Here is a 25,996-nt window from a genome sequence, read left to right as displayed (position 1 = left end):
TGGCCCCCGATCGTTAGACTCGGCCCATGTCGATCACCGCGAAGCGGTCCGAGGAGTCTCGCTCCGCCAGTGGGCACGAGGCCCGCTGGGAGCAACACAATCTCGAGCGGCAGACGCGGATCCTCGAGGCGGCGGTCGCGATGCTCGAGGAGAGCCCGGCGGGCGCGGAGATCCCGGTGCAGCAGATCGCGACTCGTGCCGGGCTCGCCAAGTCGGTGGTGTACCGACAGTTCGACGGCCGCGAGGACCTGGATTGCCGGGTACGGGCGTATCTCGTCGACGAGTTCTCCCGCACCCTGGATGCCCAACTCGACATCTCCACCGGGTCGGTCGAGGAGATCCTCGTCCGGACCATTCGCGCCGTGGCGGACTGGATGACCGACCACCCGCGCCTGAACGAGTTCGCCCGCACCGGGCCGATCGCCGTCGGTGCGGACATCGACGCGGTGAGCGGTCTGAAGGTGCGGATGTCGGACCGGGCCAGGGAGCTCATCTCGTCGATCGCCACGCTCATCGACGTCGACGACAGCGCCTTCGACGCCGTGCCGTTCGCGGTGGTGACCATGGTCGAGGGCACCCTGACGCAATGGGTCGGCGATCCCGAGCCCACGCGGGACCGGTCGGAGATCGTGGCCGACCTCGCGAGGCTGGCCTGGTTCGTGCTGGACGGCGCCGCGCGCTCGGCGGGCGTGACCGTCGACCCGACGGCGGAGCTGTCCGCGGTCATCGCGCAGCTGTCGGGTCAGGCGGCCTGCCGGGCCTGACGGTCGGGCTCGCTGCGGTAGCGAGAGGGCGGTCCGTCGATGTGCAGCCGCCGCCACAACCGCGTCGTGACCGCGTTCATCAGGCCCAGTTCCTCGGCGAGCGCGCGCATGTCGCCGAAGTAGCCCCGCAGGATGGCGCGGGAGTGCTCGCTGCGCCAGAACGCCTCCTTCATCACCGCGCGCGGGATCCCGAACTCCTTGGCGAATGCCTTTGGCGGGGTCATGATCTCGCCGGCGAGCCAGCGCATGGCGAGGGGGAAGCTCACCGCGCACACGGCCTTGGAGGCGGCGCTCATCGTGCCGACGTGGGCCTTGAGGAACTCGTTGGCGAAGGAGATGTGCCGCGCCTCCTCGGCGATGTGGATCTCCATGGTGCGCAGCATCGCGGGCGGGATGTTCGCCCCTTCGCGGATCAACGCCTTCTGGTAGTGGTCGATCGGCTCCTCGCCGCCGAGGATGCCGATGAAGAGGATCACGTGCGCGTAGCCGCCTGCCACCCCGATGAACGGGGACAGCGCGCGGAAGGGTCGCCGCATGCCGGGGACGTCGACCCCGATCCGGTTGACGAGCTCCTGGAACATCTGGATGTGGTTGCACTCCTCGGTCATCTCGTGGAGGCAGTAGCGGAACTCCGGCGACCGGTTGGGCAGCTTCATGATGTACTGCATCATTCCGCGGATCAGGATGCTCTCGAATGCCGCGCCGACCTTGACCGAGTTCGCCTGGCGCCACCTCCCGATCGCGATCTGTCGTTCCAGCGGCTGCTCCCGATACCAGCGGGTGGCGCCGAGCGGATCGATCTCGGGGGAGAGGACCCAGCGCGGATCTGCCGGGTCGATGGCGAATTCCGGTGCATCCCAATCGATATCGAGATAGGGATCGAAGCGGCGGTGGACGGATCCCTCGGAAAGCGTCTGCAGCAGTTCGCGATAGGCGGGATCGAGCAACTCGGCTGGGGGTGTCGTTGACGTCGCCATCGATGGTCTCCCTGGTCGTGGTTCGGTGCGGTTCGGCGAGTGCGTGCGTCCGGGCCTGACCGGCTCCGTGGTGCCGCCTCAATTTACTGAGACTCCGCGTCCCATGCAAGACCCGGGTCGGGTTCGCGGCAGGCGCAGGTACGACTCCGCGCCGCGCGGTGTCGGCGCATCGTGGGACCATCGTCGGGTGAGTCCCGCATCCCCCGCTCCCGCGCCGCTCCACCTGGTACTCGGTGACGAGGAACTGCTGATCGATCGCGCGGTCGCAGGCATCGTCTCCGCGGTCAGGGCGAACTCGGCGAACGCCGAGGAGCTGCCCGTGACCAGGCTCCGGGCGGGTGACGTGAGCGTCGCGGAGTTCGCCGAGCTGCTCAGCCCCTCGCTGTTCGCCGAGGACCGGGTGATCGTGCTCGAGGCCGCCGCCGAGGCGGGCAAGGACTCGGTCGCGCTGGTCCTCGATGCCGCGGCCGCACCCCCCGAGGGATTCGTACTGGTGATCCTGCATTCCGGTGGCGGCCGCGCCAAGGCGATGGTGGGGGCGTTGCAGAAGTCCGGCGCCGTCGTGCACGACTGCGCCAAGCTCAGCAAGCAGGGCGAGCGCGCCGATTTCGTGCGTGGCGAGTTCCGCGCCGCGGGCGTCCGGGTCTCGCCGGAGGTCATCCAGGCGGTGATCGACGCGGTCGGGTCCGACCTGCGCGAGCTGGCCGCGGCCTGCTCGCAGCTCGCCGCCGACACCGGCGGACTGATCGACGCGGCCGCCGTGCAGAAGTACTACACGGGCAAGGCCGAGGTCTCGGGCTTCGACGTGGCCGAGCTGGCGGTCTCGGGCGACCGGACCGGCGCGATGGAGGCGCTGCGGTGGGCCATGCTGCGGGGTGTCCCGCACGTGCTGCTCGCCGACGCCCTTGCCGACGCCGTCCACACCGTCGCCCGGGTGGGCTCCGCCGGCCGCGGCGACCCGTTCCGGATGGCATCCGAGCTGGGCATGCCGCCCTGGAAGATCAAGAAGGCGCAGGGGCAGGCGCGCGGCTGGGGTACCGAGTCCATCGGTGAGGCGCTCGGTGTCGTCGCCCAGCTCAATGCCGACGTCAAGGGCGCGGCCGCGGACCCGGACTACGCCGTGGAGTTCGCGGTTCGCCGCGTCGCCGAGCTGTACCGGTGAGTCCCGCGCCCGACGACGGCGAGCGTGCGCTCGAGCGGGCGCGCGCACTGCTCCGTCCGGACGAGCTACGTGCGTCCGCGCGCACCGACGCGGGCTATCTCGACCTGCTCCGGGACGAGGGCTCGCCGCGACCGACGGCGGCCCAGCATGCGATGAACAATCGACTCGTCGCCGCCGTGTACGAGCGGGCCTGGCGTCCGGTCTGGACCGCCGTGATGGGGGCCAACGGACTGTCGGCGGGCGGCGAGCGAGCGAAGGCGGCCGCCGACCTCGGCCTCGGCGGTGAGCAGCGGGTCCTCGATGTGGCGTGCGGGCCGGGCAACTTCACCCGCTACTTCGGCGAGCGACTCGCCGGGGAGGGCATCGCGGTCGGGTTCGACATCTCGCGGCACATGCTGGATCAGGCGGTGCGCACGGGCCGCGGCCCGCACGCCGCCTACGTTCGCGGAGATGCCAGGCGGTTGCCGTTCGACGACGGGACTTTCGATGCCGTCTGCTGCTACGCCGCGCTCTACCTCGTCCCGGAACCGATGACCGTCGTCGACGAGATGGTCCGTGTGCTCGCGCCTGGCGGCCGGATCGCGGTGATGACCAGCTACGGCCGCGAGCACCCGCTGCTGCGGTCGGCGCTCGGGTTGGCGGCGGGCACCCTCGGCGTGCGCATGTACGACCGCGCGACCCTGCCGGACGCGTTCGCCGCGGCGGGCCTGGTCGACGTGGCGCAGCAGATCCGCGGGGTCACCCAGTTCGTCAACGCCCGCAGGCCCTGACGCGGGAACGCGAAAAACCGCCCGGTCGTGGACCGGGCGGTTCTTGCGAGACGGTTTACGTCAGAGCTTGTTGGCGGCCAGCGCGAGGGCCGACTTCTTGTTGGCGGCCTGGTTGGCGTGGATGACGCCCTTGCTGGCTGCCTTGTCGAGCTTGCGGCTCGCGACCAGGAGGAGCTCGTCGGCCTTCGCCTTGTCGCCCGAGGACGCAGCCTCACGGAAGGAACGGATCGCGGTACGCAGCGAGGACTTCACCGACTGGTTGCGCAGTCGCTGGCGCTCGTTGGTAGCGATCCGCTTCACCTGGGACTTGATGTTGGCCACGCGTAGAATCCTGTCGTTTTCGCTCGGTTTCTTGTCTAAGAAGCTTTGGGCGCACTTGGGCGCCGACGGTCGAGATTACCAGGGATGCCGCTGTGAACCCAAACCGGCATGCGTTCCCCGAAACGGCCTCGATGTCGTTGTGCAGGGTACCGGCCTCGCGTAGCGTCCGGCCCGAGTCCTTGTGATACGCCCTGAACCGATCTAATCGAAGGTGGCACATGTCTCCAACTGCGCAGGAAATCGCCGAGAAGGAACCGATCTCGGACGCCAAGAAATACATCGCCGAGGGCATCGGCACGTTTGTCTTGGTGTTCGCCTCCGTTGGCACCGCGGTGATCGCGGGCGACAAGGTCGGCAACCTGGGCGTCGCCCTGGCGTTCGGCCTCACCCTGCTGTTCCTCGTCTACTCGATCGGACCCATCTCGGGTTGCCACGTGAACCCGGCCGTCACCTTCGGGCATTTCCTGCTCGGCCGGATCGCCGCAGCCAAGGCCGGTCTGTACGTGGTGGCCCAGTTGCTCGGCGGCGTGCTCGCGGGCGTCGTCCTCTATTCGGTGGCCAAGTCGCTGCCCTCCTACAACCGCGCCTCGGCGGGGCTCGGCGCGAACGGGTGGGGAGCGCACAGCCCGTCGGCGATCAAGGGGCCACTCGGCATCGGGGTGCTGGAGAACGGCTACGGCCTCGCCGCGATGATCGTCATCGAGGTGCTCCTCACCGCGCTGCTGGTGTTCGTGGTCATGGCCTCGACGGACCAGATCTCGGACGTGCCGCTGGCCGGCATCTCCATCGGTTTCACCCTTGCGGTGATCCACCTGGTGTCGATCCCGATCGACAACACCTCGGTGAACCCGGCCCGCAGCATCGCGGTGGCGCCCTACCAGGACGGCGCGCTCGGCCAGCTGTGGGCGTTCATCGTGTTCCCGCTGATCGGCGGCGCCCTCGGCGCGCTGGCCTACCGCGGGGTGTTCGGTCGATACGACCGGATCAACATCTAACGGTCCGGACAACACGGTCCGAGGGACCCCCGGCGCGGATCGCGCCGGGGGTCCTTTCGTCTGTGTCGTGACGTCGCGTTTGTTCAATCGCGGTGTCGGGGGCCGGTCCTACCCTCGTCTCATGCAGGCAGACAGCACCTTCTCCGTGACCTCGTTCGAGCCGACCGAGTACACCTCGCCGATCCAGACCGGACTCGACGTCGGGTACACCTACATGACCAAGACCTTCACCGGCGACATCGAGGGCACCTCGCGGACCCAGTTCACCTCCGCGTTCTCCCAGGAGGCCGGCGTGGGCACCTACCTCGCGATGGAGTCCTTCGAGGGGTCGATCGGCGGGCGCCTCGGCACCTTCAACTTCGCGCACATGGCGACAACGGACGGCACCGAGCGCACCCATCACCAGCTCGTGGTGGTCCCCACCAGCGGGACCGGAGAGCTGGCGGGGATCAACGGGACCGGCGAGCTGTTGGTCGACGCCGACGGAACCCATCGGCTGCGGCTGGACGTCGAGTTCGCCGGGAACTGATCCGCGTCGCGGGCCCGGCGGGCCTCAGCTCCAGCTGAAGTCGGACCGCAGGCGGCTCGCGACCTGCTCGAAGCGGCGCTGATCGAGGATGGCGCCCTCACGGCGGATGCCGGACTCGGGGACGTCGAGCACCCGGTCGAGGCGCACCCAGCTCGGGCGGCCCGCGCTGTCCCACGAACCGGAGCCGACACCCATCCAGTTCCGGTCGCCGTCGCGCTCGGCGTTCGAGGACAGCATCAGGCCGAGCAGGGTGTCGCCGTCGCGCCCGACGACCAGGACCGGCCGGTCCTTGCCCTGGTGGGCGTCCTCCTCGTAGGTCACCCAGGTCCACACGACCTCGCCCGGGTCGGCCCGGCCGTCGAGGTCGGGGGAGTACTCGACCCGGCGGGCGCGGTGCGCGGTCGGCACCGCGGTGGAGGACACCGGGCGGCCGGGGGTGATGGTCTGCCGCTGTGGTTTCGGCGCGGTGCGCGCCTTGCCGGAAAGGACGCCCGACTTCTGCAGTTCCTTCAGAAGTCGGGGTGCCTGGGTCATCGCCAGGGCGCCGAGTTGTTTGCCGATCGAGGTCCAGCTTCGTGCCATGTGTCCAACCTATCTGCCCGTCCGACGGAGCCCGGCGCCGCTTGGATATCCTCTGAGGTGACAGTGACCCGAATTCGGGTCGGTGCCAGTCCAGCTAAGGGGCCCCGAAATCAGCAGCTTCGCCGACACGACGTTCACGGATCCCGCACGGATCCGGAACTTCTGCATCATCGCGCACATCGACCACGGCAAGTCGACGCTCGCGGACCGGATGCTGCAGCTGACCGGAGTGGTCGATCCGCGGCAGATGCGCGCCCAGTACCTGGACCGGATGGACATCGAGCGCGAGCGCGGCATCACCATCAAGGCGCAGAACGTGCGGTTGCCCTGGGTCGTCGAGAACGAGGACGGCACCAAGGAAGAGATCGTCCTGCACCTGATCGACACACCTGGTCACGTCGACTTCACCTACGAGGTCTCCCGCGCGCTGGAGGCCTGCGAGGGTGCCGTGCTGCTGGTGGACGCCGCGCAGGGCATCGAGGCGCAGACGTTGGCGAACCTGTACCTGGCGATGGAGAAGGACCTCACCATCATCCCGGTGCTCAACAAGATCGACCTGCCCGCGGCCGACCCCGACCGCTACGCCGCGGAAATCGCGCACATCGTCGGCTGTGAGCCCGACGACGTGCTGCGGGTCTCGGGTAAGACCGGGGTCGGGGTCAAGGAACTGCTCGACGAGGTCGTCAAGCAGGTGCCCGCGCCGGTCGGCGACGCCGATGGCCCGGCGCGCGCGATGATCTTCGACTCGGTGTACGACGCGTACCGCGGCGTGGTCACCTACGTGCGAGTGGTGGACGGCAAGATCCGTCCCCGCGAGAAGATCACGATGATGTCGACCGGCACCACCCACGAACTGCTCGAGGTGGGCATCATCTCGCCCGAACCCAAGCCCACCGTCGGCCTTGGCGTCGGCGAGGTCGGCTACCTGATCACCGGCGTCAAGGACGTCCGCCAGTCGAGGGTCGGTGACACCGTCACCACCTTCCGTAACGGCGCGACCGAGCCGCTGGTCGGCTACCGCGACCCCAAGCCGATGGTGTACTCGGGCCTGTACCCCATGGACGGCTCCGACTACCCGGTGCTGCGCGATGCGCTCGACAAGCTGCGGCTCAACGACGCCGCGCTGGCCTACGAGCCGGAAACCTCTGTGGCCCTTGGCTTCGGCTTCCGCTGCGGTTTCCTCGGGCTGCTGCACATGGAGATCACCCGGGACCGGCTCGAGCGCGAGTTCGGCCTCGACCTGATCTCGACGGCGCCGAACGTGGTGTACCGCGTGACGATGGAGGACGGCACCGAGCACGAGGTGACCAACCCGTCGTACTGGCCGGAGGGCCGGGTGCGCGAGGTGTACGAGCCGATGGCCAAGTGCACCGTCATCGCGCCGAGCGAGTACACCGGCGCGATCATGGAACTGTGCCAGAGCCGTCGCGGTGAGCTCGGCGGCATGGACTACCTCTCCGAGACCCGGGTCGAGTTGCGCTACACGCTGCCGATGGGCGAGATCATGTTCGACTTCTTCGACGCCCTCAAGTCGCGGACCAAGGGCTACGCCAGCCTCGACTACGAGCCGACGGACGAGCAGCAGGCCGCGCTGGTGAAGGTGGACATCCTGCTGCAGGGCGAGGCCGTCGACGCGTTCAGTGCGATCGTGCACAAGGACGCGGCGTTCGCCTACGGCAACAAGATGACCACCAAGCTGCGCGAGCTGATCCCGCGCCAGCAGTTCGAGGTGCCGATCCAGGCCGCGATCGGCGCGAAGATCATTGCGCGCGAGAACATTCGCGCGATCCGCAAGGACGTGCTCGCCAAGTGCTACGGCGGCGACATCAGCCGTAAGCGCAAGCTGCTCGAGAAGCAGAAGGAGGGCAAGAAGCGGATGAAGACCATCGGTCGTGTCGAGGTCCCGCAGGAGGCCTTCGTGGCGGCGCTGTCGAACGAGTCGGTGGCGGACAAGCCGAAGAAGTAGGCGCCGCGCGCACAGTCGGCGTAGCCGCGACAGGAGAGGATTCGGCATGCTCGAGACCTGGCTGACCAGGGAACTGCGGATCGAGGTGCCGATCCTCGGCGCGCCGATGGGCGGCAGGGCCGGCGGCGAACTGACCGGCGAGGTGTCCAAGGCGGGCGGCCTCGGGCTGCTCGGCGCGGCGCGGTACGCGACCCCGCAGTGGGTGGCCGAGGAGGCGGCGGTGGCCCGCCGCATCGGCGGTCGGTTCGGCGTCGGGCTGATGACGTGGGCACTCGACGACGACGACACCCTGCTCGACGCGGCGCTGGCGGAGGAGCCGGTGCTGGTGTCGCTGTCCTTCGGCGACCCGGCAGCCTACGTGCCGCGGGTACACGCCGCGGGGATCCCGGTCGTGTCCCAGGTGAACACGCTCGACGACCTGCGGGTCGCCGAGCGGGCCGGGGTGGATCTGGTGATCGCCCAGGGCGGCGAGGCGGGCGGGCACACCGGCCAGATCGGCACCCTGCCGCTGCTGCAGGAACTGCTCGACGCGACGGACCTGCCGGTGGTCGCGGCAGGCGGCATCGGGACGGGGCGGGGGCTGGCGGCGGTGATCGCCGCGGGTGCGGAGGGCGCGCTGATCGGTACCGCCCTGCTGGCCAGCCCGGAGACCATCGGACCCGGCTACGCCCGCGAGCGGGTGGTCGAGGCGGGCAGCGCCGACACCGTGTACACCTCGGTCTTCGACCAGGCCCGCAGCCAGCCGTGGCCGAGCCGCTGGGGCGGCCGGGCGATCGCGAACGAGTTCACCGAGGCCTGGCACGGCGCCGAGGGGTCCGAGGAGACCCTCGCAGAGGCCTACGACCCGAGCGACCCCGACCTCGGCGTGGTGTACGCGGGTGAGGCGGTCGGCCTGGTGCACTCGGCCCGTCCCGCGGGCGAGGTGGTGCGGAACATCGCGGCCGACGCGGAGCGGCTGCTGCGCCGGTTCGCCTGACGAACCCCTGGCGCCACCCCTCGAAGTGTGTGAAGGTTAGCCTTCGCTAACTTCGAAGGGGTGATGTGGGTGCGCGCGGTGAGGCTGGTGGCGGCGACGCTGCTCGGGGTGGTGGCGATCGCAACCGCGGGTTGCGGCACGGACGCCGGTGCCGACGACGGCGCCGATCGGACGACGACGATCGAGCACAGATTCGGTTCCACCACGGTCGAGGGGACCCCGACCCGGATCGTGGCTGTGGGCAGCCAGTGGCTGGACGCGCTGCTCGAGTTCGGCGTGCAACCGGTGGCCTACCTGGCCGCGGGGGATCGGGGCGACGAGCGCGGCCTCTACCCATGGGAGGGCTCGCTTGACGCATCGGCGGTGGAGCTCGACCGGGCCGTCCTCGGCCAGCTGGGCGCCTCCCTCCCGGTGGAGGAGATCGCCGCGCAGGACCCGGACCTGATCCTCGGATCGTTCGTGGCCGGCCAGAGCGACTTCGACCGCGTCAGCAAGATCGCGCCCACCATCGGCGAGATCGGCGACGCGCAGGTCGACTCATGGGAGGACCAGGTGACGGCGCTCGGCCGGATCCTCGGCAGGCAGGACAGGGCCGAGGAGATCATCTCCGCCACCAACGGCGAGATCGACGCGCTCGCCGCGCGGCTGCCGGGATTGAAGGGCAAGACGGCGGTGCTGTCCCAGTTCGTCTTCAAGACCAACCAGCTGGTCGTCGTCGCCGACCCGAAGGACGGTGCCAGCCAGACGTTCGCCCGGCTCGGAATGACGGTGCCGCCGCGCCTCGTCGAGGAGGCGGGGGCGACGGGAGGTCGGCTGCTGCTCAGCCCCGAGCGGGTCGATGCCCTCACCGCGGACCTGGTGGTGATGCTGCCCAACGGCGGCACCCGAGACGACCTGATGAAGCTCCCAGGGTTCGCCGCGCTGCCGTCGGTCGGCAGCGGCGGCCTTGCCGTCGAGGACTACCCGACGGTGGTCGGCTTCAACACCCCGTCGAGCGCGTCGCTGCGGTACGCGCTCGGCCGGATCACCCCGCAACTGGAGGCGATCGGCCGCTGACGCGGGGGTGACCCGCGGCGCCTCAGGTGGGACCGTGCGCGGGCTGGAACGCGCCGGTGTCGCCCGCCTCCTCGGCCCGGATCACGTGCACCACGGCGTTGATCAGCGCCAGGTGGGTGAAGGCCTGGGGGAAGTTCCCCAGGTGCCTGCCGGTCCGCGGGTCGATCTCCTCGGCGTACAGCTTGAGGGGGCTGGCGAACCCGAGCAGCCGTTCGCACAGCCGCTTGGCGCGGGGCAGTTCGCCGATCTCGACCAGCGCCGACACCAGCCAGAACGAGCAGATGGTGAAGGTGCCCTCCTCGCCGGACAGCCCGTCGTCGGTGGTCTCCACCCGGTACCGCAGCACCAGGCCGTCCTCGGTCAGCTCGTCGGCGATGGCCAGCACGGTCGCTCGCACCCGATGGTCGTGCGGGGGCAGGAACCGCAGCAGCGGGACCAACAGCAGCGAGGCGTCCAGCGAATCGTCGCCGTAGCGCTGCGTGAAGACCCCCCGGTCGTCCACCCCGTGTTCGAGGATGTCGTTCTTGATCTCGTCGGCGATCCGCGCCCATTGCTCGGCATACGCCTTCTCGCCGTGCAGGATCGCCAACTTGCTACCGCGGTCGAGGGCCACCCAGCACATCACCTTCGAGGAGGTGAAGTGCTGCGGTTCGCCGCGCACCTCCCAGATCCCCCGGTCGGGCTGACGCCAGTGCTCGATCGCCTCCTCGACCTGCCGCTTGAGCAGCGGCCACAGCGATTCCGGGACCCGGTCGCGCGAGCGCACGTGCAGGTACACCGAGTCGAGCATGGTGCCCCAGATGTCGTGCTGGTTCTGGTTGTAGGCGCCGTTGCCGATGCGCACCGGTCGGGCCCCGTCGTATCCGGACAGGTGGCCGAGTTCCTCCTCCTCGAGGGTCTTCTCGCCGCCGATCCCGTACATCACCTGCAGCGGGTTCGGGTGACCGTCCTCGGACCTGGACACGTCGTAGATGAACGAGAAGAAGTCGTTGGCCTCGCGGTCGAGGCCGAGCGTGTACAGGCCCCACAGCGCGAAGGTGGAGTCGCGCACCCACGCGTACCGGTAATCCCAGTTGCGCTCGCCGCCAGGGGTTTCCGGCAGGGAGGTGGTACAGGCGGCGAGCAGGGCACCGGTCGGGCTGTAGGTCAGGCCCTTGAGGGCGAGCGCGCTGCGCTGCAGGTAGCCGCGCCACGGGTGGTCGGGGAAGCGCCCGATGGTGATCCACTGGCGCCAGCACTCCGCGGTCTGCCACATCTTGTCCGCGGCTTCCTCGAAGGTACCGGGCGGGGGCACGTCGGCCCATGACAGCGCGACGAAGCCGTTGTCGCCCTCCCGCATCCGGGTGCGGATCCGTGCCTCGCGGCCCTCGAGACCGAGCTTGAAGTTGGTGGTCAGCCGCAGGGTGGGGTGCGCGCCGAGAGCGCTCCCGTCGCAGGTGGCGGTGGCCTCCTCGTAGACCTTGCCGGTGTACTCCCAATTCGCGGCTGCGCGGTGGTAGTCGAAGGCGGGTTCGCAGCTCATCTCCAGTTCGATGGTCCCGCTGACGCATTTGATCGTGCGCAACAGGATGCCCTCGGCGTCCCAGTCGGTCGGGGTCCGACGATGGGTCTTCGAGCGTTCCTGGATGTTGTGCCACGGGCCCATCACCAGGGCGTCGCGGACGATCAGCCAGCCGGTCTCGGTCTGCCACGTGGTCTCGACGATCAGCCCGCCGGGCAGATAGCGGCGGGCGGCCGGGACGTTCTGGCCGTAGGGGCCGATCCGGAAGTGGCCGGCGCTGCGGTCCAGCACCGCGCCGAACACGCTCGGCGAGTCGGGCCGGGGGAGGCACATCCACTCGACGGAGCCGTTGCGGGCGATCAGGCAGGTGGTCTCACAGTCGGAGAGGAAGGCGTAGTCGTCGATGGGCGGGAAGGTGCTGCGGTGCTCCAGATCGATGAGCGCCGGCAGGTTCGCGGGCACCATCTCGCCATCGGTGAGCTGCTCGGTGTCATCGAGTGGGGCCGTCTGATCATCGAGTGGGGCCATCTCATCATCATCTGCCCGAAGGGCGTGGTCGTCCACCGGAGTGGGGGCGATAGGCTGACCGCGTGACGCAGATTGCCAGCTGGTGGGACGGACTCGAGCTCTGGGTGATCGGGCTGCCCTTCATTCCGCAGCTGATCCTCGTGATGGCGGTGATGATGCCGCTCGCGATCGGGATCGCCACCGGAGCCGATCTGCTGCTCGCCAGGATTTTCGTGCTGCTCGGCCGGGACTCGGCCGCGACCGTCGCAACCGAGGAAGGTGCCCGCTGATGCCCCGCTCCCGCGTCACCCTTGCGCTGATCGCGCTGATCCTCCTCGTCCTGATCGGCTGGCTGCTGACCAGGTAGTGGAACGGTGCTCGGCTCCGGTTCGATCCGGGCCGAGCGCTCTGCTACATTCGTGCGCGTGTCTGCAACAGCCGTGCACCAGGTCCGCCATGAACTGGCGTTGATCGCTGTCGGCATGCTTGCGGTCGCCGATATCGACTGTTGTTGATTGCGGTAGCCGCGCGAGCCATCGAGCCGCGGCCGGTCCGCCCCACGTAGCGGGCGACAACCCCCATTCTGTGTCACCGTGAGACCGCGCCGTCGCCGGCAGTGGTCCCGCGCTGCGGTCTGAGGACCGGACACCACCTCCTTGCCCTCGTGGCACACCTGTGAAAGGCAATTCACATGAGCGCGCGCTCTCGTATCACCCGTTCCGGCCTCCTGCTGGCCGCCGCCGTCACCGCCGCATCGGTCGCACTGACCGCGTGCAGCGGCGGTTCGAGCGACACCGTCGGCGCCGAGGGCGGCACGAGCGACGGCAGCGGGGGCACCATCAGCCTGTTTGCCTACGCGGTCCCCAAGCCCGGCTACGACAAGCTGATCCCGGCCTTCAATGACACCGACGAGGGCAAGAACGTCGAGTTCCAGCAGTCCTACGGCGCCTCGGGTGACCAGTCCCGCAAGGTCAAGGACGGCGCCCAGGCCGACTTCGTCAACTTCTCCGTCGAGCCGGACATCACCCGCCTCGTCGACGCGGGCCTGGTGAGCGAGGACTGGAACAAGGACGCCTACAACGGGATCCCCTTCGGCTCCGTCGTGACGGTGGTGGTCCGCGAGGGCAACCCGAAGGGCATCAAGGACTGGGACGACCTGCTCCAGCCCGGCCTCGAGGTGGTCACGCCCAACCCGTTCAGCTCGGGCTCGGCGAAGTGGAACCTGTTGGCTCCGTACGCCGCCAAGAGCGACGGCGGTAAGAACCCGCAGGCCGGACTCGACTACCTGAACACGCTCGTCACCGAGCACGTGAAGGTCCAGCCGAAGTCCGGCCGCGAGGCCACCGAGACGTTCCTGCAGGGCACCGGCGACGTGTTGCTGAGCTACGAGAACGAGGCCCTGTTCGCCGAGCGCAACGGGGACCCGGTCGAGCACGTCACGCCGCCGGTCACGTTCAAGATCGAGAACCCGGTCGCCGTGATCAACAACAGCAAGAACCTCGAGAAGGCCAACGCGTTCAAGGACTTCCTCTTCACCACCGAGGGCCAGAAGCTGTGGGCCGAGGCCGGATTCCGCCCGGTCGATCCCGGTGTCGCTGCCGAGTTCGCGGCCGACTTCCCGGCGCCCGCGAAGCTGTGGACGATCGCGGACCTCGGCGGCTGGAAGGCGGTCGACGAGAGCCTGTTCAAGAAGGAGACCGGCTCCATCGCCACGATCTACGACAACGCCACCAAGTAATCTGACCGTGACCAGCATTACTGATACGACGACGGGGGGACTGGTGTCCGAGACCGTGGGACAGCAGTCGACCGAGGCCGGTCCCCCCGCTCGGCCCGCCCGTCCGAAGAAGCGCAAGTGGACCGCCGTGACCGGCACCGTTGGCCCGCTGGGCATCGGCGTCGCGATGCTCTGGCTCAGCGTCATCGTGCTGCTCCCGCTCGCGGCACTGACGGTGACCTCGTTCGAGGACGGCCTCAGCGGGTTCTGGGAGGCGGTGACCAGCCCGGTCGCGCTGGCCTCGCTCCGGGTGACCGTGACCGTCTCCGCCATCGTCGCGCTGATCAACGTGGTGATGGGCACCCTCATCGCCTGGGTGCTGGTCCGCGACGAGTTCCCCGGTAAGCGAATCGTCAACGCGCTCATCGATCTCCCGTTCGCGTTGCCGACCATCGTGGCGAGCATCGTGCTGCTGGCGCTGTACGGGCCGAACAGCCCGATCAACGTCCAGCTCAACGCCACCCAGCCCGGACTCGTCGTCGCGCTGGCGTTCGTCACGCTGCCGTTCGTGGTCCGGTCGGTGCAACCGGTGCTGATCGAGACCGACCGGGAGGTGGAGCAGGCCGCCGCGTCCCTCGGCGCGAGCAACTGGACCATCTTCCGGAAGGTGGTGCTGCCGATCCTGTCGCCCGCGATCATCAGCGGCGCGGGCCTGGCGTTCGCCAGGGCCATCGGCGAGTACGGCTCGGTGGTGCTGATCGGCGGCAACATCCCGCGCGAGACGCAGGTGACCTCGCAGTACATCCAGCAGCAGATCGAGATCGACCGGCCGGTCAACGCCGCCGCCGTGTCGGTGGCGTTGCTGGCGATCGCCTTCGTCACCCTGTTGGTGTTGCGGGTGCTCTCGAGCCGCAACCAGCGACGCGAGGAGCAGGCCCAGTGAACCTCTCGACCGGATCGAAGCTCGGGATGCGGGTCGTCGCGCTCGGCTACCTGTTCTTCCTGCTGCTGGTGCCGATCGGCGTCATCCTGTGGCGCACGTTCGAGCGGGGCATCGGCGCCTTCATCGATGCGATCTCCACCCCTGCGGCGATCTCGGCGCTGAACCTCTCGCTGCTGATCGTGGCCATCGTCGTGCCGATCAACGTGATCTTCGGCATCGTCACGGCCCTGGCGCTGGTCCGGGGACGGTTCCCTGGCCGCGGCCTGATGCAGGCGGTCGTCGACCTGCCGTTCGCGGTCTCGCCGATCGTCGTCGGCGTCTCGTTGATCCTGCTGTGGGGCGTCAACGGCTGGTTCGGCGCGCTGGACGAGGCCGGGTTCCGGGTGATCTTCGGGCTGCCTGGCATGGTGCTGGCCACCATCTTCGTCACGCTGCCGTTCGTGGTGCGCGAGGTCGAGCCGGTGCTGCACGAGATCGGCGACGAGCAGGAGCAGGCCGCCGCGACGCTCGGCGCCTCCAAGTGGCAGACCTTCTGGCGGATCACCCTGCCCGCGATCCGCTGGGGCCTGACCTACGGCGTGGTGCTCACCGTGGCCCGTTCGCTCGGCGAGTTCGGCGCGGTGATCATGGTGTCCTCGGGGTTCCCCGGCGTCTCCCAGACCCTGACCCTGCTCGTGCACTCGCGCTACATCGACGATCACAACACCTACGGGGCCTACTGCGCGGCGACGCTGCTGATGGGGATCGCGCTGGTGACCCTGCTGCTGATGACGCTGCTCGACCGCAAGAGGAGCAACACATGATTTCCGTGATCGGCGCCAACAAGAACTTCGGCGACTTCGCCGCCCTGGACAACCTGTCGCTGGACATCCCTGCCGGTTCGCTGACGGCGCTGCTCGGCCCGTCCGGGTCCGGCAAGTCGACCCTGCTGCGGTCGATCGCCGGCCTGGAGAACCCGGACTCGGGGACCATCACCATCGGCGGCAAGGACGTCACCGGCGTGCCCCCGCAGAAGCGGGACATCGGCTTCGTGTTCCAGCATTACGCGGCGTTCAAGCACATGACCGTCCGGGACAACGTCGCGTTCGGGCTGAAGATCCGGAAGCGGCCGAAGCCGGAGATCGACAAGAAGGTCAACGAGCTGCTCGAGATCGTCGGCCTCGACGGCTTCCAGCATCGCTACCCGGCCCAGCTCTCCGGTGGTCAGCGGCAGCGCATGGCGCTGGCCCGCGCGCTCGCCGTCGACCCGCAGGTGCTGCTGCTCGACGAGCCGTTCGGCGCGCTCGACGCCAAGGTCCGCGAGGACCTGCGGACCTGGCTGCGGCGGCTGCACGACGAGGTGCACGTGACCACCGTGCTGGTCACGCACGACCAGGAGGAGGCGCTCGACGTCGCCGACCGGATCGCGGTGCTGAACAAGGGGCGGATCGAGCAGGTCGGCACCCCCCGCGACCTGTACGACACGCCCGCGAACGACTTCGTGATGTCGTTCCTCGGCCCGGTGGCCAAGCTGAACGGTCAGCTGGTGCGCCCGCACGACATCCGCGTCGGCCGCGACCCCAGCATGGCGGTCGCGCAGAAGGCGGGCACCGCGGAGTCGGCAGGCGTGACCAGGGCGACGGTCGAGCGGGTGGTGCACCTCGGCTTCGAGGTGCGGGTGGAGCTGCGCAACGCCGCGACCGGCGACCTGTTCGCGGCGCAGGTGACCCGCGGCGACAGCGAGGCGCTGCAGCTCAAGGAGGGCGAGACCGTCTACGCCCGCGCCACCCTGATCCCGAACATCCCGGCCTAGGCCGCTCCGCGGCCCGTGCGCGGTTGACGAGTCCAGACACTCGCCAACCGCGCACGGGCGGCGAAGCCGCCTACTATTTTCCTGGACGTGTCGATTCGACCGGGTTCCGTTCGTCGTCATTGAGTACGGCACCTCGCCGCACGACGAGACGACAGGAGTCGAACCATGAAGTACATGATGCTGATCAACGCGGCCTCCACCGATCCGATCGCAAACGGATGCACGCCCGAGGACTGGATGGTCTACGACAAGCAGGTCACCGAGGCGGGCATCTTCGTGTCAGGGGAATCGCTTGCGGACCTGACCACCGCCACGGCGGTCCGGGTCGGTCCTGACGGTTCGCGGACCGTCACCGATGGGCCGTTCGCCGAGACCAGGGAGGTCCTTGGCGGCTTCTACGTGATCGATGTGCCGAACCTCGACGTCGCGCTCGACTGGGCCGCACGTTGCCCCGGTGCCCGCGGTGGCGGATCGGTCGTGGTGCGGCCGATCGCCGACTTCGGGGAGTGACCGCGATGGACGAGCGGGCCGCGGCCGGATCGTCCGTGGAGTCCGTGTTCCGGGAGGAACGCGGCCGGCTGCTCGCCTCGCTCGTCCGCCGGTTCGGCGACCTCGACCTCGCCGAGGAGGTCACCTCGGAGGCCATCGAGGCCGCGCTGGTGCACTGGCCGGTGGACGGCGTTCCGGCCCGGCCCGGTGCCTGGTTGATGACGACGGCGCGGCGTCGGGCGGTAGACCGGCTGCGGCGGGACCAGGCCTACGCGGCCCGGCTCGCCGTCCTGCAGGTCGAGGCCGACCGGGCGGATCCGGCCCCGCCCGCGGACGCGCTCGCGGACCTGCCCGACGAACGGCTGCAGCTGTTCTTCACCTGCACCCACCCGGCGCTCGCGGACGAGGACCGTGCCGCGCTGACCCTGCGCTGCCTTGCGGGCCTGACCACACCGGAGGTGGCCCGGGCGTTTCTCGTCCCGACCGCGACGATGGCGCAGCGAATAGTGCGGGCCAAGAAGAAGATCCGGCAGGCCCGGATCCCGTTCCGGGTGCCGGGGGCCGACGAGCTGCCGGACCGCCTGCCCGGGGTGCTCGGGGTGATCTACTCGATCTTCACCGAGGGCTACGCGGCCAGCTCGGGTCCCGACCTGCAGCGCCCCGACCTCGCGGAGGAGGCGATCCGGCTCGCCCGGATCCTGCGGCGGCTGCTCCCCGCCGAGCGCGAGGTCGCCGGGCTGCTGGCGCTGATGCTGCTGATCCACGCCCGCCGCGACGCGCGGACCGGGCCGGGCGGAGAGCTCGTGCTGCTCGACGACCAGGACCGCGGTGACTGGGACCGCGCGGCCATCGCGGAGGGGGCCGCCCTGGTGGTGGTCGCGCTGACCGGTGGCCCGCCCGGTGTGTACGGGGTGCAGGCCGCCATCGCGGCGCTGCACGACGAGGCCGCGGACGTCGCGACCACGGACTGGCCGCAGGTGGTGGCGCTCTACGACGTGCTGCTCGCGCTGGCCCCGTCGCCGGTGGTGGCGCTGAACCGGGCGGTGGCGGTGGCGATGCGGGACGGACCGGAGGCGGGCCTGACGCTGCTCGACGGGTTGGCGGGGGAGCCGCGGCTGCGCGGCTATCACCCGTACGCGGTCGCCCGCGCGGACCTGCTGCAGCGGTTGGGCCGGTACCCCGAGGCCGCGGCGGCCTACCGGGCGGCACTGGAGACGGTCGGCACCGACTCCGAACGGGAGCACCTGCGGCGCAGGCTCGACGAGGTCGAGCGGTCGGGCTAGGCGGAGAGCTCGACCCGGGCGGCGGCGAGCCGCCCGACGCCCGCGGCGTACCGGTCGAGCGCGACCTCCGCGAGCAGGGGGTGGGCGCCGATCACGTCGGCGTGCCGCGATTGCGGGGCGCAGTCCTCGGCGGACCTGCCGATCCGGTCGGTGAGCAGGCCGGGCGCGAGGAACCACGGGGCGATGACGATCGATCGCGCGCCGCGGGCCCGGAGTGCCGAGACTGCCTGTGGCAGGCCGGGTCCGGTGGTCGCGAAGCAGACCTCGACGCCCGCCCATGCGGTGCCGGCCAGCAGCCGCGGGCCGATCCGCATGGTGAGTTCGTTGGCGGCCTCCGACGACGAGCCGACCGCGGCCAGCACCACCCCGACCTCGGGATCGCCGAGAGCGGTACCGGTCTGGGCGATGCGGTCGCGCACCGCCGACACCAGCCGGGGGTCGTCGCCGAGCACGTCGGCCTGGACCAGGTCGAGCCCGGGATGCCTGCGACGGCCTGCCGCGAGCAGCGCGGGCAGGTCCACCCGCGCGTGGAAGGCGCTGCCCAGCAGCAGTGGCACCACGACGGCCGACGAATGGCCTTCGGCGGCAATCGCATCGATGGCCTGGTCCACCGAGGGGGCGGACAGGTCCAGGAAGCAGAGGCGGATGTCCAGGTCGGGGCGCGCCGCCCGGATGCCGTCCACCGCGGCCGCGACCGCCCGCGCGGAGCGGGGGTCGCGGCTGCCGTGGGCGACCGCGATCAGCGGCGCCGGGACGGGCATCGGGGAGGCGTGCGCCCCGGCCTGGACGTCGAACACGACGCTAGACGCGCGCGAGCTCGACGGCGGCGATCGCGTCGCCGACCAGACCGGCCGCGAGGGTGTTGCCACCCGCCGGGTCGATCAGCAGGAAGCTGCCGGTGTGCCGGTTGACGGTGTAGTCGTCAGCCACGATCGGCTCCGCCACGCGCACCGAGATCTTGCCGATCTCGTTGAGCTCGAGGGTGTCCGGGCTCTGCGCCGTGGTGAGGTCCTGCTCGTCGAACCGTTCCACGATGCCGCCGACGATCGCCTGCGTGGTGCGGGTGCCGTGCTTGAGCAGCAGCCGGGCGCCGGGCCGCAGCGGCTTCTCGGCGAGCCAGCAGACCGTCGCCTCGAACTCGCCGATCGGCTCGGGCGCGTCCTCGACGGAGGCGATGGTGTCGCCGCGCGAGACGTCGACGTCGTCGGCCAGGATCAGCGTGACGCTGCGCCCCGCGTTCGCGACGTCGAGCTCACCGTCGGCGGTGTCGACGCGCTCGACGGTGGTGCGGGTGCCGGACGGCAGGATCACCACCTCGTCGCCGGGGCGGACCGAACCCGCGGCCACCTGACCGGCGTAGCCGCGGTAGTCGAGGAACTCGGCGGTGCGCGGCCGGATCACGTACTGGACCGGGAAGCGCAGGCCGACGCGGTGCGGCTCGGCATCCACCGGGATCGACTCGAGGTGCTCGATCAGGGTGGGGCCGTCGTAGTACGGGGTGTTCTCGGAGCGGACGGCCACGTTGTCGCCGTGCAGCGCGGAGACCGGGATCTCCACGACGTCCTCGGATGCCCACCCCAGCGAGGTGGTCAGCGCGTTGAACTCCTCGGAGATGTCCGCGAACACCTGGGCGGGGTTCTCGACCAGGTCGATCTTGTTGACCGCGAGCACCAGCTTCGGCACGCCGAGCAGCGCGAGCACGGCTGCGTGCTTGCGGGTCTGCGAGATGACGCCCTTGCGCGCGTCGACCAGCAGGATCACCAGCTGCGCGGTGGACGCGCCGGAGACGGTGTTGCGGGTGTACTGCACGTGGCCGGGGGTGTCGGCCAGCACGAAGGTGCGGTTGGGCGTCGCGAAGTAGCGGTACGCCACGTCGATGGTGATGCCCTGCTCGCGCTCCGCGCGCAGGCCGTCGACCAGCAGCGAGAGGTCCGGGGTGTCGAGCCCACGGTCGACCGACGCGCGGGTGACGGCGTCGATCTGGTCGGCCAGAACGGATTTCGTGTCGTACAGCAGCCGGCCCACCAGTGTGGACTTGCCGTCGTCGACGCTGCCCGCGGTGGCGAGTCGAAGGAGGTCGCTCATCAGAAGTAGCCCTCTCGCTTGCGGTCTTCCATGGCCGCTTCGGAAACTCGGTCGTCGCCACGGGTGGCGCCGCGCTCGGTCAATCGGGACGCCGCGACCTCGGCCAGGATGGCCTCGTTGTCGGCAGCCTCGGACAGCACCGCGCCGGTGGTGGAGCCGTCGCCGACAGTGCGGTAGCGCACCGACAGGGTCTGCACCTCTTCGCCGTCCCGCGGTCCGCCCCAGACACCGGAGGTCATCCACATGCCGTCGCGCTGGTACACCTCGCGCTCGTGGGCGTAGTAGATGCTGGCCAGCTCGACGTTGTCGCGGGCGATGTAGCGCCAGATGTCGAGCTCGGTGAAGTTGCTCAGCGGGAACACCCGGACCTGCTCGCCGGGGGAGTGCTTGCCGTTGTACAGGTTCCACAGCTCGGGACGCTGCTTCTTCGGGTCCCACTGGCCGAACGCGTTGCGCAGCGAGAAGATCCGCTCCTTGGCGCGGGCCCGCTCCTCGTCGCGGCGGGCGCCGCCGAACACCGCGTCGAAGCGGTTCTCGGCGATGGCGTCCAGCAGCGGCACCGTCTGCAGCGGGTTACGGATGCCGTCGGCCCGCTCGGTGAGCCGCCCGTCCGCGAGGTAGTCCTCGACCTTGGCCACGTGCAGGCGCAGGTTGTACTTCTCGACCACGTGGTCGCGGAAGGCCAACACCTCGGGCAGGTTGTGCCCCGTGTCCACGTGCAGCAGCGCGAAGGGCAGCGGCGCGGGCCAGAAGGCCTTGATCGCCAGGTGCAGCAGCACCGTGGAGTCCTTGCCGCCGGAGAACAGGATCACCGGGCGCTCGAATTCGCCTGCCACCTCACGGAAGATGTGGATGGCCTCGGACTCGAGGGCGGCGAGGGTGTCGAAGTCGGTGCCGTCGAGTTGCGGTCGGATGTCGGTCAGTTCAGCAGTCATGAGGCGTGCAACCCGCATTCTGTCTTGGCGTTGCCGGCCCACCGTCCGCTGCGCGGATCGGCGCCGGGGGCCGGCTTGGCGGTGCACGGCGCGCACCCGATGGATGGATAGCCCTCGTCGACAAGCGGATTCACCAGAATCGAGTGCTTGTCGATGTAGGCCTGCATGTCGTCGTCGGACCACGCGGCGATCGGGTTGATCTTCACGAGCCCGAACGCCTCGTCGAACGAGATCAGCGGCGCGTTGGCGCGGGTCGGGGACTCGACCCGGCGGATGCCGGTCACCCAGGCCTTGTACTCGGTGAGCGCCTTCTTCAGCGGCGCGACCTTGCGCAGCGCGCAGCACCGGCCGGGGTCGCGGGCGAACAGGTCCTTGCCCTCGGCCGCGTCCTGCTCGGCGACGCTGGCCTCGGCCTGGACGTTGATGACGTTCACTCCGTACACCGCCTCGACCGCGTCACGGGTGCCGATCGTCTCGGCGAAGTGGTAGCCGGTCTCGAGGAACAGCACGTCGACGCCGGGGTGCACCTGGGCGGCCAGGTGCACGAGGACACCGTCCTGCATGTTCGACGCGACGATGTAGTCGGTCCCGAACGTGTCCTCCGTCCACTGCAGGAGTTCCTGCGCGGACGCGCCGTCCAGACTCGCCGCGCCCTGAGCGGCAAGCGCGCGGAGGTCGTCCGCGGTGGCGGTGGCCAGATCCAATTTCGCTTCGGTCATCGGAGATCCCCCTCGTCTGCGCGGACGGCCCACTCGGCGAAGCGCTCGCCCGCATTGCGGTGCTTGACGAACTGCCGGACCACCCGGTCGATGTAGTCGCCCATCTCGGTGCTGGCGACCTTGTGCTGGCGCAGCTTGCGGCCGAACGCCACGTCGAATCCGAGGCTGCCTCCCAGGTGAACCTGGAAGCCCTCCACCTGATTCCCCTCACCGTCGTCGATGAGCATGCCCTTGAATCCGATGTCCGCGACCTGCGAGCGCGCGCAGGAGTTGGGGCAGCCGTTGATGTTGATGGTGATCGGCACGTCGAGCTGCGCGTTGATGTCCGCGAGTCGCTGCTCGAGCTCGGGCACCAGCACCTGCGAGCGCTTGCGGGTCTCGGCGAACGACAGCTTGCAGAACTCGATGCCGGAGCAGGCCATCAGGTTCTGTCGCCAGTGCGACGGGCGGGCGGGCAGGCCCAGCTCGTCGAGGTCCGCGATCAGCTGATCGAGCTTGTCGTCGGCGACGTCGAGGATGATCAGCTTCTGGTACGGCGTGAAGCGGATCTTGTCGCTGCCCGCCTTCTCGGCGGCGTCGGCGACCTTCGCGAGGATGGTGCCGGAGACCCGGCCAGCGATCGGCGCGAAGCCGACGGCGTTCAGGCCGTTGCGGGTCTTCTGCACGCCGACGTGGTCGATGGGCCGCTTGGGCTGCTCGGGCGCCGGGCCGTCGATCAGCTTCCGCTTGAGGTACTCGGTCTCGAGCACCTCGCGGAACTTCTCGATGCCCCAGTCCTTGATGAGGAACTTCAGCCGAGCCTTGGAACGCAGCCGGCGGTAGCCGTAGTCGCGGAAGATCGAGACCACGGCCTCCCACACGTCCGGCACCTCGTCGAGCGGCACCCAGACGCCGACGCGCTGCGCAAGCATCGGGTTCGTCGACAGTCCGCCGCCCACCCACAGGTCGAGGCCGGGCCCGTGCTCGGGATGGTTCACGCCGATGAACGCGACGTCGTTGATCTCGTGCACGACGTCCTGCTGGCCGGAGATCGCGGTCTTGAACTTGCGCGGCAGGTTCGAGTACTCGGGCTTGCCGATGTAGCGGCGGACGATCTCGTCGATCGCCGGGGTCGGGTCGAGCACCTCGTCGAGGGACTCGCCCGCCAGCGGGGACCCGAGCACGACGCGCGGGCAGTCGCCGCAGGCCTCGGTGGTCTTGAGACCGACCGACTCGAGCCGCTTCCAGATCTCGGGGACGTTCTCGACCTCGATCCAGTGGTACTGGACGTTCTCGCGGTCGGAGAGGTCGGCGGTGTCGCGGCCGAACTCGGTCGAGATGCCTGCGATGGTGCGCAGCTGCTCGACGTTGAGGGCGCCCGCGTCGCAGCGCACCCGCATCATGAAGTACTTGGCCTCGAGCAGGTCGATGTTCTCGTCGCCGGTGAAGGTGCCGTCGTAGCCCTGCTCACGCTGGGTGTAGAGGCCCCACCAGCGCATCCGGCCGCGCAGGTCGGACTTGTCGATGCTGTCGAATCCCTGTTTCGAGTAGATGTTCTCGATGCGGGCACGGACGTTGAGGGGGTTGTCGTCCTTCTTGGCCTGCTCGTTGGCGTTCAGCGGCTCGCGGTAGCCGAGGGCCCACTGGCCCTCGGCCCGGCGCTTGGCCGGCCGCGGCGCGCGGGCGGGAGGAGGAGTGTCGACACTTTGCGACATCGGAGGCGCTCCAGAATCTTCTTCGGTGCGCCGGTCTGTGATGGCATCGCCGACGGGGAGGGCTGTCCCCGCAGGCACATCCGAGACCGGCCGGGACTGAGAGGGGGCTGGCGAATGGCGTCTACGCAGGCAAGGGCAGACAGCTACAGACACGCTTGAGATCGACGTGGCGTCGAGCCACGAGCGCAATCCCAAGTCCGGTCACCCGGCCAATTGTGCCAGATCACCTCGCCGATTCCGACATCCGGAGACCATTTCCCCCCGACTCGGGGGAAATGCGCAGGCAGGGCGGTGTGTGGCGCTCGTCACGTCGTCGTGTAATGGGACACTGGTGTGGTGAGTGGATCGATGACCGAGCCGGTGGCTGCTGCGTTTGCGCTGCCGGACCATGCCCTGGCCGGAGTGGGGTCGCGTCCGTTCGGCATCTACATCCACGTCCCGTTCTGCGCGACGCGCTGCGGGTACTGCGACTTCAACACGTACACGGCGGGGGAGCTGGGCACCTCCGCGTCGCCGCAGTCCTGGCTCGAGGGTCTGCGGCGCGAGCTGGACGCGGCGGCCGCGATGCTCGGTGCCGAGGGCGCGGTGCCCGCGGCGGAGACGGTGTTCGTCGGCGGCGGCACGCCCTCGCTGCTCGGCGGCGACGGGCTCGCCGACGTGCTGGGCGCGGTCCGCTCGAGCTTCGGCCTGGCCGCGGGCGCGGAGGTGACCACCGAATCGAACCCGGAGTCCACCTCGCCGGAGTTCTTCGGCCGGCTCCGGGAGGCCGGGTTCACCCGCATCTCGCTCGGCATGCAGTCCGCGGCGCAGCACGTGCTGCGGATCCTCGACCGCACCCACACCCCCGGACGGCCGGTGGCGGCGGCCCTGGAGGCGCGCGCGGCGGGGTTCGAGCACGTGAACCTTGACCTGATCTACGGCACGCCAGGCGAGCGCGACGAGGACCTGGACGCGTCCCTGGATGCCGTGCTCTCCGCGGGTGTCGACCACGTCTCGGCGTACGCGCTGATCGTGGAGGACGGCACCGCACTGGCCAGGAAGGTGCGACGCGGGGATCTGCCCGCGCCCGACGACGACGTCCTCGCCGCCCGGTACGAGCGGATCGATGCGCGCCTCGCCGACGCCGGGCTGACCTGGTACGAGGTGTCGAACTGGGCGAAGGAGGGCGCCGAGTGCAGGCACAACCTGGGGTACTGGGACGGCGGCGACTGGTGGGGCGCGGGCCCCGGCGCGCACGGTCACGTCGGCGGGGTGCGCTGGTGGAACGTCAAGCACCCGGCGCGCTATGCCGACCGACTGGCAGCGGGCGAGCTGCCCGTCGCGGACAGCGAGCAGCTCACCGCCGAGGATCGGCACATGGAGCGGGTGATGCTGACGATGCGGCTGCGGTCCGGGCTGCCTGCGTCGGACCTGCGCCCGAGCGAGCTCGCGGCCGCCGAGCAGGTCGTCGCGGACGGGCTGCTCTCGCGCGCCGGTGACCGCCTGGTGCTCACAGACCGCGGCCGGTTGCTGGCCGACGGCGTCATCCGCGACATCCTGAGCTGAACCCTCAGTACGCAACTCCGCCCGCCCGGGGATCCCGGGCGGGCGGAGTTGCGGCCGACTGGCTGCGGCCACGAACTGACGGGGAGCTTATGAAGACTCGTTTCCCAGCAACAAGTCGAGCAAAAGCTCCGTGTTGCTGGGACATCTCGGCCCCGCACCTGGATAGAAACACCTCCCGTCGAGAGGGCCGACGGAGCCCGCCGCCTGCCCGAGCGTCAACACCAGGGCTGCAGGCAGATCGAGGATGACGCCGTCGGGGGCGCTCACGCTGCCGAAGATTTCCGCGGCCGATGCCGTGCCCCCGCCGAGGGTCATGCCGCCGCCGAGCATGGCCGCGGCGACAAGGACGGACGCGCCACGGCGCGCCAGAGATCGTGACATGAGATTCCCTAGTTCGAAGTGTTCTTGCTTGGCGGCCCACACCCGGCCCCCGGTCGGCCAGAGTAGGGCGAGTCAGCCGGGCCGGCAGTCGAATTCGGAATGCGGCGTCGTTGCAGGTCAACCGTTAAACGGAACCGGCACGGACTGCGGGGCAATCTGGCCTCCGCGCGTCACCGACGGGTTCCCGTGAGCCGCCTGCGAACGTCGCGGGCGACGATCGCCCGCAGCAGCCGGGCCGCGACCCGCCTCCGAGAGGGCGTGTACGGGTACCGCAGCGGCACAAGTGGGCTGGTGCCCGGGCCCTAGC

At 69.7% G+C, this 25,996-nt stretch carries 28 protein-coding genes; 17 read left to right on the top strand and 11 right to left on the bottom strand.

Going from position 1 to position 25,996, the window contains the following annotated elements; all coding sequences use genetic code 11:
* The first annotated feature begins 26 nt into the window (after nt 1-26).
* Nucleotides 27-764: a TetR/AcrR family transcriptional regulator gene (locus RM1_RS09230; protein ID WP_072751020.1), complete on the top strand. Its 738-nt coding sequence runs from the start codon at nt 27-29 to the stop codon at nt 762-764.
* Here the strand turns inward: RM1_RS09230 and RM1_RS09225 are convergent.
* Entirely contained in the window at nt 743-1,741 is a 999-nt protein-coding gene (locus tag RM1_RS09225) for an AurF N-oxygenase family protein (protein ID WP_072751019.1), read from the bottom strand. The genes RM1_RS09230 and RM1_RS09225 overlap by 22 nt on opposite strands.
* A gap of 187 nt (nt 1,742-1,928) precedes the next feature.
* Here RM1_RS09225 and holA point away from each other — a divergent pair, with 187 nt between their 5' ends.
* On the top strand, nt 1,929-2,903 hold the full coding sequence (holA, locus tag RM1_RS09220) for a DNA polymerase III subunit delta (protein WP_072751018.1): 975 nt from the start codon (nt 1,929-1,931) through the stop codon (nt 2,901-2,903).
* Complete coding sequence (locus RM1_RS09215) at nt 2,900-3,673, top strand: class I SAM-dependent methyltransferase (protein WP_072751017.1); 774 nt, start codon at nt 2,900-2,902, stop codon at nt 3,671-3,673. Before holA ends, RM1_RS09215 begins: the two co-directional genes overlap by 4 nt.
* A gap of 60 nt (nt 3,674-3,733) precedes the next feature.
* Here RM1_RS09215 and rpsT read toward each other — a convergent pair whose 3' ends face one another.
* Nucleotides 3,734-3,994: a 30S ribosomal protein S20 gene (gene rpsT / locus RM1_RS09210; RefSeq protein WP_027499933.1), complete on the bottom strand. Its 261-nt coding sequence runs from the start codon at nt 3,992-3,994 to the stop codon at nt 3,734-3,736.
* Between the two features lie 218 nt (nt 3,995-4,212).
* Between rpsT and RM1_RS09205 the strand changes: the two genes are divergently transcribed.
* Together RM1_RS09205 and RM1_RS09200 are read left to right on the top strand one after the other, a co-directional pair.
* The gene (locus tag RM1_RS09205) at nt 4,213-4,989 is read left to right on the top strand and encodes an aquaporin (RefSeq protein ID WP_027499934.1); all 777 of its coding nucleotides are present in this window, start codon (nt 4,213-4,215) and stop codon (nt 4,987-4,989) included.
* A gap of 121 nt (nt 4,990-5,110) precedes the next feature.
* On the top strand, nt 5,111-5,518 hold the full coding sequence (locus tag RM1_RS09200) for a DUF3224 domain-containing protein (RefSeq protein WP_072751016.1): 408 nt from the start codon (nt 5,111-5,113) through the stop codon (nt 5,516-5,518).
* A gap of 24 nt (nt 5,519-5,542) precedes the next feature.
* Here RM1_RS09200 and RM1_RS09195 read toward each other — a convergent pair whose 3' ends face one another.
* The gene (locus RM1_RS09195) at nt 5,543-6,100 is read right to left on the bottom strand and encodes a type II toxin-antitoxin system PemK/MazF family toxin (RefSeq protein ID WP_072751015.1); all 558 of its coding nucleotides are present in this window, start codon (nt 6,098-6,100) and stop codon (nt 5,543-5,545) included.
* A gap of 82 nt (nt 6,101-6,182) precedes the next feature.
* Here RM1_RS09195 and lepA point away from each other — a divergent pair, with 82 nt between their 5' ends.
* The 3 genes from lepA (at nt 6,183) to RM1_RS09180 (ending at nt 10,098) form a co-directional block, all read left to right on the top strand.
* Nucleotides 6,183-8,066, top strand: coding sequence for a translation elongation factor 4 (gene lepA / locus RM1_RS09190; protein ID WP_281252132.1), 1,884 nt, complete (start codon nt 6,183-6,185; stop codon nt 8,064-8,066).
* A 46-nt stretch (nt 8,067-8,112) separates the two neighbouring features.
* Nucleotides 8,113-9,042, top strand: coding sequence for an NAD(P)H-dependent flavin oxidoreductase (locus RM1_RS09185; protein ID WP_072751014.1), 930 nt, complete (start codon nt 8,113-8,115; stop codon nt 9,040-9,042).
* A gap of 69 nt (nt 9,043-9,111) precedes the next feature.
* A complete protein-coding gene (locus RM1_RS09180) occupies nt 9,112-10,098 on the top strand; it encodes an ABC transporter substrate-binding protein (protein ID WP_072751115.1) in 987 nt (328 codons plus the stop codon).
* 22 nt (nt 10,099-10,120) lie between these two features.
* On the opposite strand, the gene RM1_RS09175 is transcribed toward RM1_RS09180, so the two are convergent.
* Complete coding sequence (locus RM1_RS09175; RefSeq protein ID WP_072751114.1) at nt 10,121-12,064, bottom strand: glycoside hydrolase family 15 protein; 1,944 nt, start codon at nt 12,062-12,064, stop codon at nt 10,121-10,123.
* 125 nt (nt 12,065-12,189) lie between these two features.
* Here RM1_RS09175 and RM1_RS09170 point away from each other — a divergent pair, with 125 nt between their 5' ends.
* The 8 genes from RM1_RS09170 (at nt 12,190) to RM1_RS09135 (ending at nt 18,330) form a co-directional block, all read left to right on the top strand.
* On the top strand, nt 12,190-12,396 hold the full coding sequence (locus RM1_RS09170) for a hypothetical protein (protein WP_072751013.1): 207 nt from the start codon (nt 12,190-12,192) through the stop codon (nt 12,394-12,396).
* 84 nt (nt 12,397-12,480) lie between these two features.
* Nucleotides 12,481-12,621 carry an Ms4533A family Cys-rich leader peptide gene (locus RM1_RS27165; protein WP_369693532.1) on the top strand — a complete coding sequence of 47 codons (141 nt, stop codon included), beginning with the start codon at nt 12,481-12,483 and terminating at the stop codon, nt 12,619-12,621.
* A 176-nt stretch (nt 12,622-12,797) separates the two neighbouring features.
* Nucleotides 12,798-13,844: a sulfate ABC transporter substrate-binding protein gene (locus RM1_RS09160; protein WP_072751011.1), complete on the top strand. Its 1,047-nt coding sequence runs from the start codon at nt 12,798-12,800 to the stop codon at nt 13,842-13,844.
* A 16-nt stretch (nt 13,845-13,860) separates the two neighbouring features.
* A complete protein-coding gene (gene cysT / locus RM1_RS09155) occupies nt 13,861-14,766 on the top strand; it encodes a sulfate ABC transporter permease subunit CysT (protein ID WP_027499943.1) in 906 nt (301 codons plus the stop codon).
* 26 nt (nt 14,767-14,792) lie between these two features.
* Entirely contained in the window at nt 14,793-15,569 is a 777-nt protein-coding gene (gene cysW, locus RM1_RS09150; protein ID WP_425528705.1) for a sulfate ABC transporter permease subunit CysW, read from the top strand.
* The gene (locus RM1_RS09145) at nt 15,566-16,558 is read left to right on the top strand and encodes a sulfate/molybdate ABC transporter ATP-binding protein (protein WP_027499945.1); all 993 of its coding nucleotides are present in this window, start codon (nt 15,566-15,568) and stop codon (nt 16,556-16,558) included. Before cysW ends, RM1_RS09145 begins: the two co-directional genes overlap by 4 nt.
* A 165-nt stretch (nt 16,559-16,723) precedes the next feature.
* A complete protein-coding gene (locus RM1_RS09140; protein ID WP_072751010.1) occupies nt 16,724-17,068 on the top strand; it encodes a YciI family protein in 345 nt (114 codons plus the stop codon).
* Nucleotides 17,069-17,073: 5 nt separating this feature from the next.
* Nucleotides 17,074-18,330, top strand: coding sequence for an RNA polymerase sigma factor (locus tag RM1_RS09135; protein WP_072751113.1), 1,257 nt, complete (start codon nt 17,074-17,076; stop codon nt 18,328-18,330).
* Here the strand turns inward: RM1_RS09135 and RM1_RS09130 are convergent.
* The 6 genes from RM1_RS09130 to RM1_RS27160 all read right to left on the bottom strand — a co-directional run bounded on the left by RM1_RS09130 (nt 18,327) and on the right by RM1_RS27160 (nt 23,968).
* Nucleotides 18,327-19,091 (bottom strand): sirohydrochlorin chelatase, encoded by a 765-nt coding sequence (locus tag RM1_RS09130; RefSeq protein WP_072751112.1) that lies wholly within the window; start codon nt 19,089-19,091, stop codon nt 18,327-18,329. The genes RM1_RS09135 and RM1_RS09130 overlap by 4 nt on opposite strands.
* 40 nt (nt 19,092-19,131) lie before the next feature.
* Nucleotides 19,132-20,415 (bottom strand): sulfate adenylyltransferase subunit 1, encoded by a 1,284-nt coding sequence (locus RM1_RS09125; RefSeq protein ID WP_072751009.1) that lies wholly within the window; start codon nt 20,413-20,415, stop codon nt 19,132-19,134.
* Nucleotides 20,415-21,350 carry a sulfate adenylyltransferase subunit CysD gene (gene cysD / locus RM1_RS09120; RefSeq protein WP_027499950.1) on the bottom strand — a complete coding sequence of 312 codons (936 nt, stop codon included), beginning with the start codon at nt 21,348-21,350 and terminating at the stop codon, nt 20,415-20,417. Before cysD ends, RM1_RS09125 begins: the two co-directional genes overlap by 1 nt.
* Entirely contained in the window at nt 21,347-22,069 is a 723-nt protein-coding gene (locus RM1_RS09115; RefSeq protein WP_072751008.1) for a phosphoadenylyl-sulfate reductase, read from the bottom strand. Before RM1_RS09115 ends, cysD begins: the two co-directional genes overlap by 4 nt.
* Nucleotides 22,066-23,763, bottom strand: coding sequence for a nitrite/sulfite reductase (locus RM1_RS09110; protein ID WP_027499952.1), 1,698 nt, complete (start codon nt 23,761-23,763; stop codon nt 22,066-22,068). Before RM1_RS09110 ends, RM1_RS09115 begins: the two co-directional genes overlap by 4 nt.
* A 121-nt stretch (nt 23,764-23,884) precedes the next feature.
* Nucleotides 23,885-23,968, bottom strand: coding sequence for an Ms4527A family Cys-rich leader peptide (locus tag RM1_RS27160; protein WP_354581628.1), 84 nt, complete (start codon nt 23,966-23,968; stop codon nt 23,885-23,887).
* Nucleotides 23,969-24,111: 143 nt separating this feature from the next.
* Here RM1_RS27160 and hemW point away from each other — a divergent pair, with 143 nt between their 5' ends.
* On the top strand, nt 24,112-25,308 hold the full coding sequence (gene hemW / locus RM1_RS09105) for a radical SAM family heme chaperone HemW (RefSeq protein WP_072751007.1): 1,197 nt from the start codon (nt 24,112-24,114) through the stop codon (nt 25,306-25,308).
* An 87-nt stretch (nt 25,309-25,395) separates the two neighbouring features.
* On the opposite strand, the gene RM1_RS09100 is transcribed toward hemW, so the two are convergent.
* Nucleotides 25,396-25,689, bottom strand: coding sequence for a hypothetical protein (locus RM1_RS09100; RefSeq protein ID WP_072751006.1), 294 nt, complete (start codon nt 25,687-25,689; stop codon nt 25,396-25,398).
* Nucleotides 25,690-25,996: the final 307 nt, after the last annotated feature.

It is taken from the genome of Rhodococcus maanshanensis NBRC 100610, assembly GCF_001894865.1.
In the GTDB taxonomy this organism is placed as follows: Bacteria; Actinomycetota; Actinomycetes; order Mycobacteriales; family Mycobacteriaceae; genus Rhodococcus_G; species Rhodococcus_G maanshanensis.
The sequence above is the reverse complement of the archived record's forward strand: the minus strand, read 5'-3'. Positions and strand labels throughout refer to the sequence as shown.

What these genes read in the sequence shown, in the direction of transcription:
- RM1_RS09230 (WP_072751020.1), top strand. Translation starts at nt 27, where the DNA reads ATGTCGATCACCGCGAAGCGGTCCGAGGAGTCTCGCTCCGCCAGTGGG.
- RM1_RS09225 (WP_072751019.1), bottom strand. Translation starts at nt 1,741, where the DNA reads ATGGCGACGTCAACGACACCCCCAGCCGAGTTGCTCGATCCCGCCTAT.
- RM1_RS09205 (WP_027499934.1), top strand. Translation starts at nt 4,213, where the DNA reads ATGTCTCCAACTGCGCAGGAAATCGCCGAGAAGGAACCGATCTCGGAC.
- RM1_RS09200 (WP_072751016.1), top strand. Translation starts at nt 5,111, where the DNA reads ATGCAGGCAGACAGCACCTTCTCCGTGACCTCGTTCGAGCCGACCGAG.
- RM1_RS09195 (WP_072751015.1), bottom strand. Translation starts at nt 6,100, where the DNA reads ATGGCACGAAGCTGGACCTCGATCGGCAAACAACTCGGCGCCCTGGCG.
- RM1_RS09185 (WP_072751014.1), top strand. Translation starts at nt 8,113, where the DNA reads ATGCTCGAGACCTGGCTGACCAGGGAACTGCGGATCGAGGTGCCGATC.
- RM1_RS09175 (WP_072751114.1), bottom strand. Translation starts at nt 12,064, where the DNA reads ATGGTGCCCGCGAACCTGCCGGCGCTCATCGATCTGGAGCACCGCAGC.
- RM1_RS09160 (WP_072751011.1), top strand. Translation starts at nt 12,798, where the DNA reads ATGAGCGCGCGCTCTCGTATCACCCGTTCCGGCCTCCTGCTGGCCGCC.
- cysW (WP_425528705.1), top strand. Translation starts at nt 14,793, where the DNA reads ATGCGGGTCGTCGCGCTCGGCTACCTGTTCTTCCTGCTGCTGGTGCCG.
- RM1_RS09145 (WP_027499945.1), top strand. Translation starts at nt 15,566, where the DNA reads ATGATTTCCGTGATCGGCGCCAACAAGAACTTCGGCGACTTCGCCGCC.
- RM1_RS09140 (WP_072751010.1), top strand. Translation starts at nt 16,724, where the DNA reads ATGAAGTACATGATGCTGATCAACGCGGCCTCCACCGATCCGATCGCA.
- RM1_RS09135 (WP_072751113.1), top strand. Translation starts at nt 17,074, where the DNA reads ATGGACGAGCGGGCCGCGGCCGGATCGTCCGTGGAGTCCGTGTTCCGG.
- RM1_RS09130 (WP_072751112.1), bottom strand. Translation starts at nt 19,091, where the DNA reads ATGCCCGTCCCGGCGCCGCTGATCGCGGTCGCCCACGGCAGCCGCGAC.
- RM1_RS09125 (WP_072751009.1), bottom strand. Translation starts at nt 20,415, where the DNA reads ATGAGCGACCTCCTTCGACTCGCCACCGCGGGCAGCGTCGACGACGGC.
- cysD (WP_027499950.1), bottom strand. Translation starts at nt 21,350, where the DNA reads ATGACTGCTGAACTGACCGACATCCGACCGCAACTCGACGGCACCGAC.
- RM1_RS09115 (WP_072751008.1), bottom strand. Translation starts at nt 22,069, where the DNA reads ATGACCGAAGCGAAATTGGATCTGGCCACCGCCACCGCGGACGACCTC.
- RM1_RS09110 (WP_027499952.1), bottom strand. Translation starts at nt 23,763, where the DNA reads ATGTCGCAAAGTGTCGACACTCCTCCTCCCGCCCGCGCGCCGCGGCCG.
- hemW (WP_072751007.1), top strand. Translation starts at nt 24,112, where the DNA reads ATGACCGAGCCGGTGGCTGCTGCGTTTGCGCTGCCGGACCATGCCCTG.
- RM1_RS09100 (WP_072751006.1), bottom strand. Translation starts at nt 25,689, where the DNA reads ATGTCACGATCTCTGGCGCGCCGTGGCGCGTCCGTCCTTGTCGCCGCG.